Here is an 18890-nt window from a genome sequence, read left to right on the forward strand (position 1 = left end):
TTTGGCTGAACCTTGGCTGAACCCCGCCCATTGGTCTTACGCACCGGAAATCGCTTGCCCCAAAATCTAGATCTGTTCCCCATCGGCAACTGCGCAGTCAGCGCCCTTATCGATCGAACCGGACGTTTCGTCTGGGCTTGCGCCCCCCGTGTCGATTCCGATCCCGTCTTCAGCGCCCTCCTGAATGACAAAGACCCTGCAAGCGACAGTGCGATCGGGCTTTGGGACGTGGTGGTCGACGGAGCGGCGTCGGTCGAGCAGAGCTATGTGCGCAACACGCCGATCCTGCGCACCGAAATCACCGACGGCGACGGCGCCAGGATCGAGATCCTCGATTTTGCCCCGCGTTACGTGCAGTTTGGCCGGACCTTCCGACCCACCGCCTTTATCCGCCTGATCCGGCCCGTGTCAGGGACGGCGAGGGTTTCCATACGTCTTCGTCCCACCGCTCAATGGGGCGCACGACCGGCCGAGCTGACGTCCGGCTCCAACCATATTCGCTACCTGTGCTCGGACCTGACCCTGCGGCTGAGCACCAATGGCCCGGTTTCGCACATTCTGCAGGAGCGCACCTTCCGTCTGGAACAGCCCATCGCCCTGTTCCTGGGTCCTGATGAGAGCTTCGACGCGGATGTCGGCTCGACCTGTGAGCGCATGCTGCGGGAAACAACGAAATACTGGACCACCTGGGTGCGCGGCCTGGCCATTCCTCTGGACTGGCAGGAAGCGGTGATCCGCGCCGCCATCACGCTCAAACTCTGCGTCCACGAGGAAACCGGGGCGATCGTCGCCGCCCTCACCACCTCAATCCCCGAGCACGCCGACAGCGGCCGCAACTGGGACTATCGCTACTGCTGGCTGCGCGACGCCTACTATGTCGTCCAGGCTCTCAATCGCATCGGCGCGGTCGATATTCTGGAAAACTATCTGGGCTATCTGCGCAACATCATCGACAGGGCCGATGGCGGTCATATCCAGCCCCTGTTCGGCGTGGGATTCGAGCCTCAGCTCACCGAGCGCCTGGCGCCGTCTCTTCCCGGCTATCGCGGGATGGGCCCCGTCCGGATCGGCAACCAGGCGTTCGAGCACCAGCAGCATGACGTCTATGGCCAGATCGTTCTGTCCACGACCCAGGCCTTTTTCGACGAGCGCCTGCTGCGCCCCGCCACGATCGCTGACTTTCATGATCTGGAACCGGTCGGCGAACGGGCTTTCCAACTGCACGCCACCCCCGACGCCAGTCTTTGGGAGTTCCGGGGACGGGCCAATGTCCACACCTATTCGGCGGTGATGTGCTGGGCGGCCTGCGACCGCCTGGGCAATGCCGCTGAAAAGCTCGGCCTCACGGACCGTGCGATCTTCTGGAACGCGCGCGCCGCCACAGTGCGCGTCACCATTGAAGCGCAGGCCTGGAACGCCGAGTTGGGCCGTTTCGCCGCCACCTTCGGCGGCGATGAACTGGACGCCAGCCTGCTGCAGTTGGTCGACCTGCGGTTCCTCGACGCTGACGACCCGCGCAACGTCGCGACGGTCGCTGCGGTCGAGGCCGGTCTGCGCAAGGGCTCCTACCTGTTGCGGTACGCCATTCCCGACGATTTCGGCGAGCCTGAGACCGCCTTCAATATCTGCACCTTCTGGCTGATTGAGGCGATGCATCTGGCCGGCCGCGCCGACGAGGCTCGAAGCCTTTTCGAGGATATGCTGGCGCGACGCACGGCTGCGGGCCTGCTCTCGGAAGACATCGGCTTCGCCGATGGCGAACTCTGGGGCAACTACCCTCAAACCTACTCGCTGGTGGGCCTGATCAACTGCGCGGTTCTGCTGAGCCGGCCCTGGAGTTCTGTGCGGTAGCGCCGCTGGATCGAAACCCGGACCAGAGCGTTACCGACCCCATGTATCGATTGAATGAGGGGCTGCAGTTGATGACCACCCATGGGTCAGCCGCGAGACAAGAGTTCCATCAACTTCCTCCGCCTCCGGTCTTCTCGCCGGCCGACTTCGCGCTATTCCTGGATGTGGACGGTACGCTGGCGCCCATCATGCCGCGTCCCGAGGATGTCGGTCCGGACCGCCGCCGCGCCCTTCTGCTACAGCGTCTGACCGCAGCGATGGACGGCCGCCTGGCCGTCGTCAGCGGACGGGCCCTGGAGGATCTGGACCGCATCCTGGAGAATCAGATTCCGGCCGTCGCCGCCATTCACGGCCTGTCCCGACGTGACGCCGCGGGAGTGGTGGTTCGCGCCGCGCCCCACGCGGGGATCGAGGATGCACGCCGGATCCTGAGTGACTTGGCGCGTTGCGACGCAGGGCTGCAGTTCGAGGACAAGGGCCTCAGTGTCACCCTTCACTATCGCCGCGCGCCTCAGGCCGCCGACGCCGTGATCGAGGCCGCCGAACGTCTGGCGCAATCGACGGGACTGGTGCTGCAGATGGGCGACATGGTCGTTGAGCTGCGCACGCCGGGCCACAACAAGGGCGGCTCTGTGGACGCCTTCCTGACCGAGCGGCCCTTTGCAGGCGCCCTGCCCATCTTCGTCGGCGATGACCTGACCGACGAAGACGGCTTCATCGCCGCCGCGCGCAGTGGCGGGTATGGCATCCTGGTTGGCCCAGCCCGAGAAACAGCGGCGACCTATGGCCTGGCGGACAATGAAGCGGTGCTGACCTGGCTGGAGGGCGTCGCGGCGCTGGCGCCAGAATGAGCCGCCTGATCGTCGTTTCCAACCGGGTCAACCCGCCGCCCACACGCGAGAGCGGCGATGAGGGCGAGGGCAGCGTCGGCGGCCTGGCCATGGCCCTGGCTGCGGCCTTGCGGGAGTATTCCGGCATCTGGTTCGGCTGGAGCGGCAAGACCACGCCGGAGTTCACAGGTCAGCTTTCCATGCAAAGGGTCGATGGCGTGACCACCGCTACGGTCGACCTAGAGGACGGGGACTACCAAGAATATTACAACGGCTACGCCAACAAGACCCTCTGGCCCCTCTTCCATTATCGCGTCGATCTCACCGCCTATGACCGCTCGTTCGGCGAGGGCTATGACCGGGTCAACAAGCGCTTCGCCGAGACCCTGCAGCCGCTGATCGAGCCCGATGACGTCATCTGGGTACACGACTACCACCTCATTCCGATGGCCAAGGAGCTGCGGCGGTTGGGTGTCACCAATCGGATCGGCTTCTTCCTGCACATCCCCTGGCCAGCCCATCAGCTGGTGGTCACCCTGCCTCGCCACCGGCCGCTTGTGGAAGCCATGTTCGACTACGATCTCATCGGCTTCCAGACCGAAGAATCGCGTCACGCTTTCGAGGGCTATGTCACCTCCGAGGTCGGCGGTTCGGCGAGAGCTGACGGTATGCTCACGGCCTTTGGCAAGACGACCCGGGCGGCGGCCTTCCCGATCGGCATCGACGCCGAGGACTTCGCCCGCATCAAGGACAGCCCGCGCGCCGCCAAGGTCTATGACCGCATGCTGGCCCACAGCGTGTTTCGCAAGATGGTCATCGGCGTGGATAGGCTCGACTATTCCAAGGGCCTGGAAGAGCGCCTGATCGGCTTCGAGCGCTTCCTGCACGACAATCCCGACATGCGCAGCAAGGTCATGCTGCTGCAGATCGCCCCGCTGTCGCGCGATGAGGTCGAGGCCTATCAGGACCTGCGCTCGCGGCTCGACGGCCTGATCGGCCGGATCAACGGCGCCTATGCCGAGATGGACTTCACCCCGATCCGCTATGTGAACCGGTCCTATCGGCGCGACGAGTTGGCCGGGATCTACCACGCCGCCAAGGTGGGTCTGGTCACGCCCCTGCGCGACGGCATGAACCTTGTGGCCAAGGAGTATGTCGCCTCCCAGGACCCCGCAGATCCCGGCGTCTTGATCTTGTCGCGCTTCGCCGGCGCGGCGCGGCAGTTGTCGGACGCCCTGATCATCAACCCCAACAGCCCCGAAGAGATCTCCGACGCCCTGAGCCGAGCCCTGGCGATGGGACTACCGGAACGCAAGCGACGCTGGGAAGCCATGTTCGACAATGTTCAGCGCAAGGACGTCACCGCCTGGCGGGACGACTTCGTCGGCGCACTGACCGCGCCAATGGCAAGCGAAATCAAGGCGCCCGCGGCTCAAGTCGTGCCGGAACTCAACGTCAGCGAAGACGCCTAGGCCCGGATCCCGCTGGCCGGCTAGGGCTCGGAAGCCAGCGAAATCTGCGCATAGATGATCACGGGCCACTGAACGGGGCGCACCACCGGTTTGGGCGGCCCTTCAGGCTGGGTCGACCAGGCGCCGGCGGCGGCGCTCAGACTCATGATCGCCACAAGCGCTCCTCCCATGGCGGCGCGATGCACGGACGGTTGCGGTCGGGACAACATGATCACCCGCTGTTCCAGCGGGTGCGGGGTTGCGGCGGGCCAATGGCAGCCCAAGGGCAGGACACGAGCGTCCAGCTGGGTCTTCAACAAGGTGCGGGCATAGAGACCGCGCGTCCGGGACAGACGGCCCATGACCCTGGCGTCGCAGGCCAGTTCTTGATCGAGTTTTGCTTCCCGGATGGCCAGATGGACGAGCGGATTGAACCACGCAAGGCCCTGGATCAGCGCCATAATGGCATTGGCTCGGTGATCATGGCGCTCGATGTGGGCTCTCTCGTGGGCCCGGATCAAGGCGCGCTCTGCTTCGGTGAATCGGGTCTGGTAGTCGCCGGGCAAAATCAAGCGTGGGCTCAGGACGCCAACCACGGCGGGCCCGGCCTCGCCTGCCCGCGCTCGCGCCATGAATCGCGTCTGACCCCAAACCAGCAAGGCGAGCGCCAGGAGCGCTCCTGCAAGCCATATCCACCCCAGGATCGCGGCATGCCCCTCCGACACGATGAACCGATGCGCGGCTGCGCCCCCGGGCTCAGCGGCGCGGGCGGGCAGCAGCGCCGCCAATCCGGCGGCGATCGGCAAGAGCCAGAGCAGATAGGCGGTCTCGGCGCCAAACAGGTTCCGCGCCGCACTGCGCAGCATCAGGACCAGCAGGATGGCCAGGCTGGCGGCCAGGTTGCAAAAGCCCAGATGGACGACGACCTCAGTCACCCTGTTCCAGGTCCTCGATCAGACGCTTGAGGCGCGCGATCTCCTCGGCCTTGAGGGCGCGATGCTGTGCAAAGTGACTGATCATGGGCGCCAGCTGCCCCTCGAAAAGCCGGTCCAGAAGGCCCTGGCTCTCGGCCTGAACATAGGCGCTCCGCGCAATCAGCGGCCGGTAGCCATGCTTGCCCTCGGCGCGCTCGGATTTGATGGCCTTCTTCTTCAGCAGGCGATTGATCAGAGTCTTGACCGTGGCCTCGCCCCAGGACTGGCTAGCCCCGACCTCCGCCACCAACTCGTCGGCCGTCAACGGCTCACGCCGCCACAGCGCTTCCATCACATGACTTTCGGCCGAGGTAATATGCATGACTCATTACGTCCGTAATATCAGGTGACGGTATACCCGTCCGGTGGCCTGTCAAGCTCTGCCGGGCGCTTCCAGGATCACGGTCAAGGCAGGGTCAGCCACGATCGCGCCCACCGAAGCCTCACCACCGCATTGTCAATGACACCGGTTTCCATTAGAGACGTCACAGACCCGTAAAATGGGCTGATGTGGTAAATGGTGAGGGAGGACTAGCGGCGTGACCGTTTCTACAGCCGAGAGCGATGCGTTCGCGCCGGCGTCCATAGCCCCACAATTTGTTCAAGCGCGCCTGGCCGGCGTCTCCACCCCCGGCTATCCAGGCGGCGTGATCCCGACGACCATGAGCGACGGCTACGCCGTCCAAGAGATCGCCATCGGCCTGTGGCCTGACGAATTGGTCGGCTGGAAAGTGGGCCTCGTGCCCCCGCAACATCAGAGCCGCTTGGGTGCTGTGCGTCTGGCGGGCTGCATCTTCAAGAAAAAGGTCTGGGAGGCCGGGCCTACGCCCACTCCGTTCCGCGCCATTGCTGGCGGCTTCACCGCGGTCGAGGCCGAGTTCATCATCCGCCTGGGCAAGGACGCGCCCGCGGACAAGACCGAATGGACCGCCGAAGAGGCCGCCGACTATGTCGGAGAGTTGATCCTGGGCGTCGAGATCGCCGGCAGCCCATTGGCCACCATCAACGCCCTGGGGCCGCCCGTCGTGGCCTCCGACTTCGGCAACAATGACGGCCAGATCCTGGGACCGGTGCTCGCCAACTGGCGCAACATCCCTTGGGAAGAGATGACGGTCGAAACCGTGATCAACGGCGTCAGCGTCGGCAAGGGCACAGCGGCCTCAATCCCCGGCTCGCCCCTGGCGGCCCTGGCCTTCCTGCTAGGCCATGTCGCGTCGCGCGGCCGTCCGCTCAAGAAGGGCATGCTGGTCACCACCGGCGCCAGCACCGGCATCCATGATGTGGTTGCGGGCGACGCCGCAAAGGTTAGTTTCGGCGCCTTGGGACAGGTGGAGTGCCTCGCCGTCCCGGCGGAATAAGAAAACAAGAAACTAGGGTAAGGAAGACGTGTCCATGGATCTCCCTAAGACCCCCGCGGTATCCGAGAAAGTCGGTCGTTACCGGTGGGTGATCGTCACGCTGCTGTTCGCGGCAATGGTCATCAACTATGTCGATCGGCAGACGATCGGACTGCTCAAGCATGACCTGTCCACCGAGTTCGGCTGGGACGAGACGCATTACGCCGATCTCGTGTTCTATTTCCAGCTGGCCTATGCCGTCGCCTACCTGGCGTGGGGCAAGATCATGGACAAGATCGGGGCCCGCTGGGGCTTCGGCATCGCGTTCCTCATCTGGCAAATGGCCCATATCGGCCACGCCATGGCCCGAGGCTTCACCGGCTTTGCCGTGGCCCGCATGGGTCTGGGCATCGGCGAGGCCGGCGGTTTCCCCGGCGGCATCAAGGCCGTCGCCGAGTGGTTCCCCAAGAAGGAACGCGCTTTCGCCACCGGTATCTTCAACGCCGGCACCAATATCGGCGCCATCGTCACCCCGCTGGTGGTGCCGGGCATCGTGCTGGCCTGGGGCTGGCAGATGGCGTTCATCGTCACCGGTCTGGCCGGCCTGATCTGGCTGCCGATCTGGCTTTTGGTCTACCGCACCCCGCGTGAGCAAAAGAATCTCGGCGCCGCCGAGCTGGCCCACATCGAGCAGGACGAAGCCGATCCTGTCGAGAAGATCGGCTGGCTCAAGCTGTTGACCAAGCGCGAAACCTGGGCCTTCGCCCTGGGCAAGTTCCTGATCGACCCGATCTGGTGGATGTTCCTGTTCTGGCTGCCCGACTTCCTGGGCAAGCGCTACGGCCTGGATCTGAAGAGCTTTGGCCCGCCACTGATCGCCATCTATCTGCTCAGCGACGTCGGCAGCGTCGGCGGCGGCTGGATGTCGTCCAACTTCATGAAGAGGGGCTGGAGCATCAACGCCGCCCGCAAGACCACCATGCTGATCTGCGCCCTGCTCGCCGTCCCGGTGATCTTCGCGGCCAATGTCGACAGCCTGTGGCTGGCGGTCCTGATCATCGGCGTCGCCACGGCGGCGCACCAAGGCTTCTCGGCCAACCTCTACACCCTGCCGTCGGACGTCTTCCCGCGCGGCGCGGTCGGTTCGGTCGTCGGCATCGGCGGTATGCTAGGCGCCTTCGGCGGCATGGTGTTCTCGAAATATATCGGTCAGGTCCTCGAGCAGATCGGCACCTACACCCCGATCTTCCTGGTTGCCGGCAGCGCCTATCTGATCGCTCTGCTGGTCATCCACATCCTGACGCCCAAGATGGAACCGGTGAAAATCTAGCGCTTCACCAGCTCCCAACGATCAAGCCCCCGTCGCCGCGTGCGTCGGGGGCTTTTTTCTGGCCCATCGCCAGGCCAGGGCCTATCTCAGGCGACGCTATCGAGGAGCCGCCATGTCATCCGCCCCCCTCAAGGTCGCCCTGGTCGGCTACGGCTATGTCGGCAAGACCTTCCACGCGCCGCTGATCGCCGCCACGCCGGGCCTTGAACTGCATACGGTGATCTCCAGCGATCCGGCCAAGGTTCGCGCCGATTTTCCGGAGATGGCCGTTGTCGCCGCTGACCTGATCCGGGCCCTCGCCGATCCAGCCATTGACCTGGTCGTCATCGCCACGCCTGACACGCTGCACGCCAGCCAGGCTCATGCCGCCCTCGCGGCCGGCAAGCACGTGGTGATCGACAAGCCCTTCGCCGTCACCCTTGAGGAGGCCCGCGCCGTCGCCGCCCACGCCCGTGAGGCCAACCGGTCGGTGACCATCTTCCACAATCGTCGTTGGGACAGCGACTTCCTGACGCTGCAGCGCCTGATCGATCAGGGCTATCTGGGCGAGATCGTACAATATGAGAGCCACTTCGATCGCTACCGGCCGCTGGTCCGTGACCGGTGGCGGGAAAAGGTCGGGGCCGGCGTGCTGCTGGATCTTGGCCCGCACCTGATCGACCAGGCTCTGGTGCTGTTCGGCAAGCCAGAGGCGATCTATGCCGACATCGCCGTCCAGAAAATAGATGGCGCAGCCGGCGACTATTTCCACCTGCTGTTACGCTATCCGCGTCTGCGCGTGCTGCTGCACGCCAGCCAGATGACCCACGCCAGCAACCTGCGCCTGGCCGTGCATGGGACCGAGGGCAGCTTCATCAAGAGCGGCCTGGACGCCCAGGAAGATCACCTCAAGGCCGGCATGCGGCCTGGCGCACCGGGTTATGGCGACGATCCCCGACCGGGCGTCCTGATCCAGCAGGAAGACAATGAGCCAATCAGTCAGGCCGTGCAGCCCCTGCCCGCCGACTATCGCGCCTTCTATGCCGGCGTGCGCGAGGCGATCACCCAAGGCGCGCCCAGTCCGGTGCCGATCGAACAGGCCCTAATGGTGATGGAGGTCCTCGACGCGGCCCAACGCAGCGCTGTCGAGCGCCGCGAAATCGGTGTGTGAGCATCGCGCTCGACCAGACGATCAAAGCGCTTGAGAGCGACTCGGACGCTAGTGGATCAGGCTGACATCCTCGCGCCGGCCCCACAGCGACAGGCCGGCGTCCAGACCGCGTCGCCACAGCAACTCAGCATCATAGAACACCCCGCCCTCCATCAAGGTCAGGCGCAGGACGAGGCGCGTGGGCAACAGCAGCGCACGCCGCATGGCCACCCGCGCGCCGTCCGCCGTCAGGTCCAGAACCGCCACGGGCTCGGCACGACCACCCGGCGAGATAAGATCCCCGCGCAGCAGGCAGGCTCGCCGACTATCCGATCGGCGTTCGACGGGCGGCTTGTGAAGGACTTCTGCGTTCGACATGACCATAACGTAAAGGGTCAACTGTCTAGGAACGGTTTGCGAAGATGGTGAGCGAACGGTGAAATCCTAAACCGGCGACGTCGCGGCCCCCGGCTGACGATTACCTGGCGACACGGTCCATCGCTTCTCGTTGGAAGGTCTCCGAAGGAACCCGAGGCTTCACACTCGCCAGACGCTTCCACCTGGAGCAAGGCGCGTGAAATCGGACTCACGCGCCTTGCTCTAGCTTTTTGTTTTCGCATCGTTTTTGCGGAGAACCGGCGTCCACTTTTCCGCGCGATGCTTTAGCTCCGAAAAGCTACGCCAGGAACGTCACTTCCAGCCCTATCACGCACGCCACCATGGACTTACTTGAAGTATTCGCGATCAATTTCTTAATACTTAAGATTGCTTTGGATTCCAAATCGCAGCACTTTCCGGATGAATCGAATACCGTGACACGCGCCGCTTGCGGTGCGTCGATCAATATTTCAGGTCCGACATCAGCCGGTAAATTTCGCCTTCTATTTGGATCGCCACGCGCTAAACGGGGACATGAAAGCTGAAGCTTCGTTCGGGAATCGCCCGCCTCCGAACTTCACTGATATTCCGGTCAGCCGATTGAGACGCCCTGTCCGTATGCGCAAACCAAAGGCCTCCCAATGATCGAAAAGACTTCGGCTCCGTCAGGACGCGCGACCGGCCGTAAAGGCACGCTTCTCGGCGGCGCGATCGCCCTGATCGCCCTGGCCGCCGTGATCTGGCTGGCCTGGACCCTGATGCATAAGGCGCCGACTGATGGCCCGAACGGCGGTGGTCGTCGGGGACCTGCCAGCACCGTCGCCGTCGCCGCAGCCACCCGCGCGGATCTTCCGGTGATCATTGAGGCGCTGGGCACGGTCACGCCGGCGGCCACAGTGACGGTCCGACCACAAGTCTCGGGCGTCATCACCAAGGTGCTGTTTCGCGAGGGGCAGATGGTGCGCGCCGGCGAGGCGCTGGTGCAGATCGACCCCCGCCCCTTTGAGAACGCGTTGCTGCAAGCGCGGGGAAACCTGGCGCGTGACCAGGCCCAACTGGAAAGCGCTCGCGTCACCCTGGCCCGCTACAAAACCCTGCTGGCCCAGGACTCCATCGCCCGGCAGGACGTCGACACCCAAGCGGCGACCGTCAAGCAGCTTGAGGGCACCGTCATGGGCGACCGCGCCGCGGTCGGCACGGCGCAGCTGGATGTGAACTATGCGCGCATCGTCGCACCGGTCAGCGGCCGGGTCGGCCTGCGGGTCATTGATGTCGGCAACTATATCGCTGCGGGCGACAGCGCCGGCGTGGCGGTGATCACCACCGTCACCCCGATCGACGTGGAGTTCACCGTGCCTCAGGATGACGTGCCTCGCATCGGCGCGCGCGTCGGCACGGGCGCCACGCTGCCGGTCACGGTCCTGGACCGCACCCGCACCACCACACTCGATCGCGGCACGTTCTCGACCCTCGACAACCTCGTCGACACAGGCACCGGCACGGTCAAGGCCAAGGCTCGGTTCCCCAATGTGCAGGGGACCATGTTCCCGAGCCAGTTCGTCAACGTAAGGCTGGAACTGGATACCGTACGCGGCGCGATCGTGGTTCCGGCTACCGCCTTGCGCCAGGGCTCGGACGGATCCTTCGTCTGGCTTCTGGAGGCCGATCAGACCGTCACCAAGCGCAAGGTCACACCCGGCCCCTTGACCACCACCCAGGTCTCGGTGACGAGCGGTCTCAAGCTAGGCGACAAGGTCATCACCGAGGGCGGCGACCGTCTTACCGAGGGCGGCAAGGTTCAACTACCGGGGCAGGCGGCACAGGGCGCGCCCAAGGGTTCCGGCAAGGAAAAGCGCACGGAAGGCGGCAAGCGTCGTCAGCCCGAATAGAGCGCGCCGATGAACCCCTCGCGCCCCTTCATCCAGCGGCCGGTCGCCACGGCCCTGTTCATGGCGGCCATCGTGCTGGCCGGCCTGGTCGGCTTCAGGCTCCTGCCGTTGGCGGCCCTGCCCCAGGTCGACTACCCGACCATCCAGATCCAGACCCTCTATCCCGGGGCCAGCCCCGAGGTGATGAGCCAGACGGTCACCGCGCCGCTGGAGCGCCAGTTGGGCGAGATGTCGGGCCTGTCACGGATGAGCTCGGTCAGCACGGCCGGGGCCAGCGTTATCACCCTGCAGTTCAATCTGGGGGAAACGCTGGACGTCGCCGAACAAGAAGTTCAGGCCGCGATCAACGCGGCCAATTCCCTGCTTCCGGCTGACCTGCCCGCGCCGCCCGTTTACGCCAAGGTCAATCCGGCCGACGCGCCAGTGCTGACCCTGGCCGTGACGTCCGACACCCTGCCTTTGACCGAGGTGCAAAACCTGGTCAACACCCGCCTGGCCCAGAAGATCAGCCAGGTCTCGGGCGTGGGTCTTGTGAGCCTCAGCGGCGGCCAGCGGCCAGCGATCCGCATCCAGGCCGACACCCAGGCCATGGCGTCCTACGGCATCACCCTTTCGGACGTTCAGAGCGCCATCTCGGCCGCCAACGCCAACAGCGCCAAAGGCAGCTTCGATGGCCCGACCCGCACCTACACCATCAACGCCAATGACCAGCTGCTGACGGTCGACGACTATTCAAGCCTGATCGTCACCTACAAAAACGAAGCGCCGGTGCGCATCCGCGACATCGCCCAGGTGGTGGACAGCGCCGAGAACACGCGTCTGGGCGCCTGGGCGAACACCACGCCCGCAATCATCGTCAATGTCCAGCGCCAGCCCGGCGCCAATGTCATCAAGACCGTCGACGCCATCAAGGCCAAGCTTCCCGAGCTCGAAGCCGGCCTGCCCGCGACCCTGAAGGTCGAGGTTCTGGCTGATCGCACCACCGGCATCCGCAGTTCCGTCGAGCACGTCGAAATGGAACTGGTGCTGGCGGTGATCATGGTCGTGCTGGTGATCTTCTTCTTCCTGCACAGCCCGCGCGCCACCCTGATCGCCAGCCTCGCCGTGCCCATCTCGCTGATCGGCTCATGTGGGGTGATGTATCTGCTGGGCTACAGCCTCAACAACCTGAGCCTGATGGCCCTGACCATCGCCACCGGCTTCGTGGTCGATGACGCCATCGTCATGATCGAGAACATCTCGCGCCACCTGGAAAAGGGCGAGAAACCGATGGAGGCGGCCCTGAAGGGCGCGCGTGAAATCGGCTTCACCATCATCTCGCTGACGATCTCGCTGATCGCCGTGCTGATCCCCCTGCTGTTCATGGGCGACGTGGTGGGCCGGCTGTTCCGCGAGTTCGCCGTCACCCTGGCCATCACCATCCTGATCTCGGCTGTCGTCTCGCTGACCCTGACGCCGATGCTGTCGGCCCGCTGGTTGAAATCGCACGCCGACGAGAAAGAGCCCCGCGGCATCGCTCTCAAATCCCAGCAAATGTTCGAGAAGGTCGAGGCTCAGTACGAACGCGGCCTGACCTGGGTTCTGGAGCGCCAGCGCGCCACCCTGATCGTCGCCATCGCCACCCTGGCCTTGACGGCCCTGCTCTATCTGGTGATCCCCAAGGGCCTGTTCCCGACCCAGGACACAGGCCAGCTCCAGGCCCGAACCGAGGTCGAGAAATCGGTGTCCTACGACCGCATGGCCGGTTTGCAACAACAGGCCGCCAAGGCGATCCTGGAGGATCCTGCGGTCGATACCTTGAGCTCTTTCATCGGCGTGGATGGCGCCAATAACAGCATGCTGCACACCGGTCAGATGCTGATCAACCTGAAGAAGGACCGTAGCGGGTCTCAGGAAAAGATCATGCAGCGGCTACGCGCGCGCGTAGCCCAGGTGCCCGGCGTCACCCTCTATCTGCAGCCAACCCAGGACCTGACGATCGACGCCGAGACCGGCCCGACCCAGTACCGGCTGTCGCTGGAAGGCGCCGACACGGCCACCGTGCAGGAATGGGCAGGCAAGCTCACCGCCCAACTGGCCAAGGTCAAAGCCGTCCGGAACGTCTATTCGGACGCCAACGCCACAGGTTCGGCGGCCTATGTCGATATAGACCGCGACACCGCTGCGCGCCTGTCCATCACGGCCTCAGACATTGACGACGCGCTCTACAGCGCCTTTGGCCAGCGTATCGTCTCGACCATCTTCACCGAAACAAACCAGTATCGGGTGATCCTGGAGGCCAAGCCTGGCCTGCTGAAAGACCCGGCGTCGCTGGGCCTGCTTCACCTAAAGACTGGCGGCGGTTCGCCCACGCCGCTGTCGGCGATCTCGACCATCCGGGAAAGGACTTCGCCGCTGCAAGTGACCCACGTCGCGCAGTTCCCGGCCACCACCATCGGCTTCGACACGGCCCAAGGCGTGTCCCTGGGCAAGGCGGTCGACGAGATCAAGCAGGCCATGGTCGATATCGGCATGCCCACCTCGGTGACCCACACCTTCCTTGGCGCGGCCGGGGCCTATCAGAATTCGCTGTCCAACCAGCTGTGGCTGATCCTGGCGGCCGTGGTCTGCGTCTATATCGTGCTGGGCGTGCTCTATGAGAGCTACGTCCACCCGATGACCATCCTGTCGACCCTGCCCTCAGCGGGCGTCGGCGCCTTGCTGGCCCTGTGGATTACCGGCAACGACCTGGGCGTGATCGGCATCATCGGCATCATCCTGCTGATCGGTATCGTCAAGAAGAACGCGATCATGATGATCGACTTCGCGATCAGCGCCGAGCGTGACGAGGGCAGGAGCCCCCGCGACGCGATCTTCCAGGCCGCGATCCTGCGCTTCCGGCCGATCCTGATGACCACCCTGGCGGCGCTGTTTGCCGCCGTGCCGCTGATGCTGAGTTTTGGCGACGGCGCCGAGTTGCGCCGCCCCCTGGGTATCGCCATTTTTGGCGGTCTGCTGGTCAGCCAGCTGCTGACCATGTTCACGACGCCCGTCGTCTATCTGGCCTTTGACCGCTTGGCGCCGGCCCGCAAACGCGCCTCTGACCAAGATCCAGACCGCGTCGCCGACCCGATCCCGGGGGCGCCGTCTTGAACCTGTCGGCGCCCTTTATCCGGCGACCCGTCGCGACCGTCCTTTTGACGATCGGCCTGGCGATGGCCGGGATCGCGGCCTTCCTGGTGCTGCCGGTCTCGCCCCTGCCGCAGGTGGACTATCCGACCATCTCGGTGTCGGCCAGTCTGTCGGGCGCCAGCCCCGAAGTGATGGCCTCAAGCGTCGCCACGCCCTTGGAGCGCAAGCTGGGCGTCATCTCCGGGGTTACGGAAATGACCTCGCGGAGCTCGAGCGGCTCGACGCGGGTGACTCTTCAGTTCGACCTCAACCGCAAGATCGACGGCGCGGCGCGCGAGGTGCAAGCGGCCATCAACGCCGCTCGCGGCGACCTGCCCGCCACGCTGAAAAGCAATCCCACCTATCGCAAGGCCAATCCGTCCGACGCGCCTGTCGTTATCCTGGCCTTGACCTCGGACACCAAGACACCCGGTCAGATCTATGATGCGGTTTCCAATGTGGTCGCCCAGCGCCTCTCGCAGGTGAAGGGTGTCGGCGACGTCGAGATCGGCGGCGGCTCGCTGCCGGCCGTGCGCATTTCGGTCAATCCGTTCCTGCTCAACAAGTATGGCGTCAGCCTGGAAGACGTTCGCGCCGCCATCCAGTCCGCCAACGCCAATCGTCCCAAGGGCGCCGTCGAGAGCGATGGCCGGCGCTTCCAGATCTATACCAGCAGCGCCGGGCGCGAGGCGGCCGACTATGCCAGCCTGCTGGTCGCCTGGCGCGGGGACACCGGCGTCAAGCTGTCGGACGTCGCTGACGTCACCGACAGCGTCGCCGACACCCGCACCATCGGCCTGTTCAACGGCAAGCCAGCCATCATCGTGCTGCTCACCCGCCAGCCGGGCGCCAATATCATCGAGACGGTCGATAGCGTCCGCGCCACCCTGCCGGAGCTTCGCGCCCAACTCCCCGGCGACATCGATTTGCAGGTGGCGTCCGACAGCACCAACTCGATCCGCGCTTCGCTCAAGGAGATCGAGATCACCCTGCTGATCTCGATCGTGCTGGTCGTTCTGGTGGTCAGCGCCTTCCTGCGCAGCGCGCGGGCGACCTTCATTCCCACCGCGGCGACCATCGTCTCGCTATTGGGCACCTTCGGGGTGATGTATCTGCTGGGTTTCTCGCTCAACAACCTCTCCCTGATGGCCATCACCGTGGCCACAGGCTTTGTGGTCGACGACGCCATCGTCGTGCTGGAGAACACCCAGCGCCACATCGAGGCGGGCATGGAGCGCTTCGCGGCCGCCACGTTGGGGGCCAAGGAAGTCGGCTTCACGGTGCTGTCGATCAGCGTCTCGCTGGTGGCGGTGTTCATCCCGCTGCTGTTCATGGGCGGCCAGGTCGGCCGGCTGTTCCGCGAATTCGCCGTCACCCTGTCAGCGGCGGTGATGATCTCGCTGGTCATCTCGCTGACCACCACGCCGATGATGTGCGCCTACATGCTGCGACCGCGCCCAGAAGGCTTCCAGGAGGGTCGGATCGCCCGGTTCTTCGAATGGGCCTTCAATCGCGTGCACAAGGCCTATGAGCACAGTCTCGACTGGGCCCTGGCCGCCAAGCCGGTCGTGATCGTGATCCTGTTCACGGTCATGGGTCTGACCGCCTGGCTCTATATCAACGTCCCCAAGGGCTTCTTTCCCCAGACCGACAACGGCCAGCTGATGGCCGGCATCCGGGCTGACGAGAGCGTCTCGTTCCAGGCCATGGAGCAGAAGCTGCGCGCCGTGGTGGAGATCATCCGCAAGGACCCCTCCGTCGACACCGTGGTGGGCTTCACGGGCGGCGCGCGAGCCGGCGGCGGCTTCATGTTCGTCAATCTCAAGCCCATCGGCGAGCGCAAGGACAACAGCGCGGCGGTAATCGCCCGCTTGAGACCGCAACTGACCCAGGTCACCGGCGTGTCGATCTTCCTCAACCCGGTGCAGGATCTGCGAATGGGCGGGCGATCCAGCAACTCGACCTACCAGTACACCCTGACCAGCGACTCCAGCGCCGCCCTAAAGACCTGGGCCACCAAGCTGGCCGAGGCCATGAAGGCCTACAGCGACGTGATGATCGACGTCGATTCTGACCAGTCGGAGAACGGCGTCGAGACCCTTGTGACGATCGACTGTGACAGCGCCTCGCGGCTGGGTATCACGCCGCGCGCCGTCGACAACGCCCTCTACAACGCCTTCGGCCAGCGCCAGGTGGCCACCATCTATGAAGACGTCAACCAGTACGCCGTGATCATGGAGTGGAAGAAGGCCTTCGCTCAGGGCCCAGAGGCGCTGAACGATGTCTATGTTCCATCGTCTTCCAGCGGGTCGACGGCAAGCACCAGCAGCGTCAATCCAGGCCTGCGCGACGCCTCGACCGGCAATGCGCTGAACACCTCGGCCACGGTCATGGCGCCGCTGAGCGCCTTCGCCAGCGTGTCCCAGAACGCCACCCCCACCTCGATCAACCACCAGAACGCCGAACTGGCGACCACGGTGTCGTTCAACCTTCCCGAAGGGGTCTCGCTCAGCCAGGCCCAGGCCGCGATCAAACAGGCCGAGGCCGACATCGGCATGCCCACCAGCGTGCGCGGCAGCTTCCAGGGCAGCGCCCGCAGCTATTCGGACCAGATGAAGCAGCAGCCGCTGCTGATCGGGGCGGCGATCGTAGCCATCTATATCGTCCTGGGCATTCTCTACGAAAGCTACGTCCATCCGATAACGGTGCTGTCCACCCTGCCCGCCGCCGGCGTCGGGGCGGTCCTGGCCCTGATGATGTTCGACATGGAGTTCTCGATCATCGCCCTGATCGGCGTCTTCCTGCTGCTGGGCATCGTCAAGAAGAACGCCATCCTGATCATCGACTTCGCGCTGGAGGCCCAGCGCAGTCGGGGTCTGTCGGCGATGGACGCGGTGCGGGAGGCCAGCCTGCTGCGCTTCCGGCCGATCCTGATGACCACCCTGGCCGCCGCCCTGGGCGCCCTGCCCCTGGCCATCGGCTTTGGCCAGGGGGCCGAACTGCGCCGGCCGCTGGGCGTCGCCATCATCGGCGGTCTGATCGCCAGCCAGTTGCTGACCCTGATCACCACCCCGGTCGTCTATGTCTATCTCGACCGCCTGAGGGGCAAGCGGCGCGACGAGCGCCACCTGACCCATACCCCCGCCGCGCCGGAGCCCGTCTGATGTCCGCCTTCCCACGCCTGGCCTGCGCCGCGTCCCTGATCGCCCTGTCGGGCTGCAGCGTCGGCCCGGCCTATCAGCGCCCCGCCACACCGACCGCCGCCAGCTTCAAGGCCCTCGACGGCTGGAAGGAAGCCACGCCCTCCGACACCCTGGAGCGCGGCGACTGGTGGACGCTGTTTGGCGACCCCGCGCTGGACGCCCTGGCCGATCGCGTCGTCGTTTCCAACCAGACCATCGCCGCTTCGGAGGCGGCCTATCGCCAGGCCCGAGCCCTGGTCCGCGAGCAGCGCTCAAGCCTGTTTCCCACCGTCGACCTGTCGGGCTCGGCGACCAAGACCGGCGGAGGCTCGGGCTCGTCCTCGCGCGGCCAGAGCTATCAGGTCGGCATCGGCGCAAGCTGGGAGCCCGATCTGTGGGGTCGCATCCGCCTGGGCCTAACCAGCGCCAAGGCCGGAGCCCAGGCCAGCGCCGCCGACCTGGCCGGAGCCAAGCTCTCCGCCCAGGGCGAACTGGCCGTGAACTATCTGGGCCTGCGCCAGAGCGACGCCGAGATCGCCCTGATCTCTTCCACGGTCGAAGGCTATCGCCGCACGCTGGAAATCACCCAGAACCGCTATGCAGCCGGCATCGCCCCCAAGTCCGACGTGCTGCAGGCCCAGTTGCAACTGGCTAACACCCAGTCCAGCCTGGCGGGCTTGGAGCAGACGCGCGCGACCTACGAGAACGCCGTCGCCGTGCTAGTCGGGGCGTCACCCAGCGCTTTCCGCATCGCCGCCGACGCTAACTGGACCGCCAAGCTACCCGACGTGCCGGTCAGCCTGCCCTCCACCGTGCTTGAGCGCCGTCCTGACATCGCCGCCGCCGAGCGCCGCGTCGCCGCCGCCAACGCCGAGATCGGCGTCGCCCGCGCCGCCTACTTCCCCACCTTGCCGCTTAGCGGTTCCACGGGCGGTAGCGCCACCCGTCTGGGCGACCTGTTCTCGACCTCGGCCAACACCTGGTCGCTGGGGCTGTCGGCGGCCCAGACCCTGTTCGACGCCGGAGCCCGCAAGGCTCAGGTCGCGCAGACCCGCGCCAGCTACGACAGCGCTGTGGCCAACTATCGCCAGACCGTACTGACCGCCTTTGAGGATGTCGAAAACCAGCTGACCGCCACGCGGGTGCTTGAGCGCCAGTACGACCTTCTGCAGACCGCTTCGACCGCCGCTGACCAGAGCGAGCAGATGCTGCTCAACCAGTACAAGGCGGGCCAGGTCGCCTATACCGACGTTGTCACCACCCAAGCCTCGGCGCTGTCAGCGCGACGGTCGCTCCTGAATGTTCGCATCGCCCGGCAGACGACGGCTGTCGCCCTGATACAGGCGCTTGGCGGCGGGTGGGACGCCGATCTTGCGCCCTGAAAGCCGC

General features: G+C 65.2%; 13 protein-coding genes. 10 read left to right on the forward strand and 3 right to left on the reverse strand.

Annotated features, from left to right (window positions below; all coding sequences use genetic code 11):
- Window positions 1-54: 54 nt before the first annotated feature.
- From ACW18B_RS14815 to ACW18B_RS14825, 3 genes are all read left to right on the forward strand, one after another.
- A complete protein-coding gene (locus tag ACW18B_RS14815; protein WP_492047790.1) occupies window positions 55-1851 on the forward strand; it encodes a glycoside hydrolase family 15 protein in 1797 nt (598 codons plus the stop codon).
- Between the two features lie 71 nt (window positions 1852-1922).
- On the forward strand, window positions 1923-2702 hold the full coding sequence (gene otsB, locus ACW18B_RS14820; RefSeq protein ID WP_492051736.1) for a trehalose-phosphatase: 780 nt from the start codon (window positions 1923-1925) through the stop codon (window positions 2700-2702).
- On the forward strand, window positions 2699-4153 hold the full coding sequence (locus ACW18B_RS14825) for an alpha,alpha-trehalose-phosphate synthase (UDP-forming) (protein WP_492047791.1): 1455 nt from the start codon (window positions 2699-2701) through the stop codon (window positions 4151-4153). The genes otsB and ACW18B_RS14825 overlap by 4 nt, the downstream gene beginning before the upstream one ends.
- A gap of 20 nt (window positions 4154-4173) precedes the next feature.
- Here the strand turns inward: ACW18B_RS14825 and ACW18B_RS14830 are convergent, their stop codons facing one another.
- Window positions 4174-5067, reverse strand: coding sequence for a M56 family metallopeptidase (locus tag ACW18B_RS14830; protein ID WP_492047792.1), 894 nt, complete (start codon window positions 5065-5067; stop codon window positions 4174-4176).
- Entirely contained in the window at window positions 5060-5428 is a 369-nt protein-coding gene (locus ACW18B_RS14835) for a BlaI/MecI/CopY family transcriptional regulator (protein WP_492047793.1), read from the reverse strand. Before ACW18B_RS14835 ends, ACW18B_RS14830 begins: the two co-directional genes overlap by 8 nt.
- 217 nt (window positions 5429-5645) lie before the next feature.
- Here ACW18B_RS14835 and ACW18B_RS14840 point away from each other — a divergent pair, with 217 nt between their 5' ends.
- The 3 genes from ACW18B_RS14840 (at window position 5646) to ACW18B_RS14850 (ending at window position 8923) form a co-directional block, all read left to right on the forward strand.
- Complete coding sequence (locus tag ACW18B_RS14840) at window positions 5646-6464, forward strand: 2-keto-4-pentenoate hydratase (RefSeq protein ID WP_492047794.1); 819 nt, start codon at window positions 5646-5648, stop codon at window positions 6462-6464.
- A 34-nt stretch (window positions 6465-6498) separates the two neighbouring features.
- Window positions 6499-7773: an MFS transporter gene (locus tag ACW18B_RS14845; RefSeq protein ID WP_492047795.1), complete on the forward strand. Its 1275-nt coding sequence runs from the start codon at window positions 6499-6501 to the stop codon at window positions 7771-7773.
- Window positions 7774-7885: 112 nt separating this feature from the next.
- A complete protein-coding gene (locus ACW18B_RS14850; protein WP_492047796.1) occupies window positions 7886-8923 on the forward strand; it encodes an oxidoreductase in 1038 nt (345 codons plus the stop codon).
- A gap of 48 nt (window positions 8924-8971) precedes the next feature.
- Here the strand turns inward: ACW18B_RS14850 and ACW18B_RS14855 are convergent, their stop codons facing one another.
- Window positions 8972-9280: a hypothetical protein gene (locus tag ACW18B_RS14855; RefSeq protein ID WP_492047797.1), complete on the reverse strand. Its 309-nt coding sequence runs from the start codon at window positions 9278-9280 to the stop codon at window positions 8972-8974.
- A gap of 641 nt (window positions 9281-9921) precedes the next feature.
- Between ACW18B_RS14855 and ACW18B_RS14860 the strand changes: the two genes are divergently transcribed.
- The 4 genes from ACW18B_RS14860 to ACW18B_RS14875 are packed head-to-tail and all read left to right on the forward strand — an operon-like array spanning window position 9922 to window position 18883.
- The gene (locus tag ACW18B_RS14860) at window positions 9922-11169 is read left to right on the forward strand and encodes an efflux RND transporter periplasmic adaptor subunit (RefSeq protein WP_492047798.1); all 1248 of its coding nucleotides are present in this window, start codon (window positions 9922-9924) and stop codon (window positions 11167-11169) included.
- A 9-nt stretch (window positions 11170-11178) separates the two neighbouring features.
- Complete coding sequence (locus ACW18B_RS14865; RefSeq protein ID WP_492047799.1) at window positions 11179-14301, forward strand: multidrug efflux RND transporter permease subunit; 3123 nt, start codon at window positions 11179-11181, stop codon at window positions 14299-14301.
- A complete protein-coding gene (locus tag ACW18B_RS14870; RefSeq protein WP_492047800.1) occupies window positions 14298-17483 on the forward strand; it encodes an efflux RND transporter permease subunit in 3186 nt (1061 codons plus the stop codon). Before ACW18B_RS14865 ends, ACW18B_RS14870 begins: the two co-directional genes overlap by 4 nt.
- A complete protein-coding gene (locus ACW18B_RS14875; RefSeq protein WP_492047801.1) occupies window positions 17483-18883 on the forward strand; it encodes an efflux transporter outer membrane subunit in 1401 nt (466 codons plus the stop codon). Before ACW18B_RS14870 ends, ACW18B_RS14875 begins: the two co-directional genes overlap by 1 nt.
- The last annotated feature ends 7 nt before the right edge of the window (window positions 18884-18890 follow it).

It is taken from the genome of Caulobacter sp. FV2ps19 (assembly GCF_058681035.1).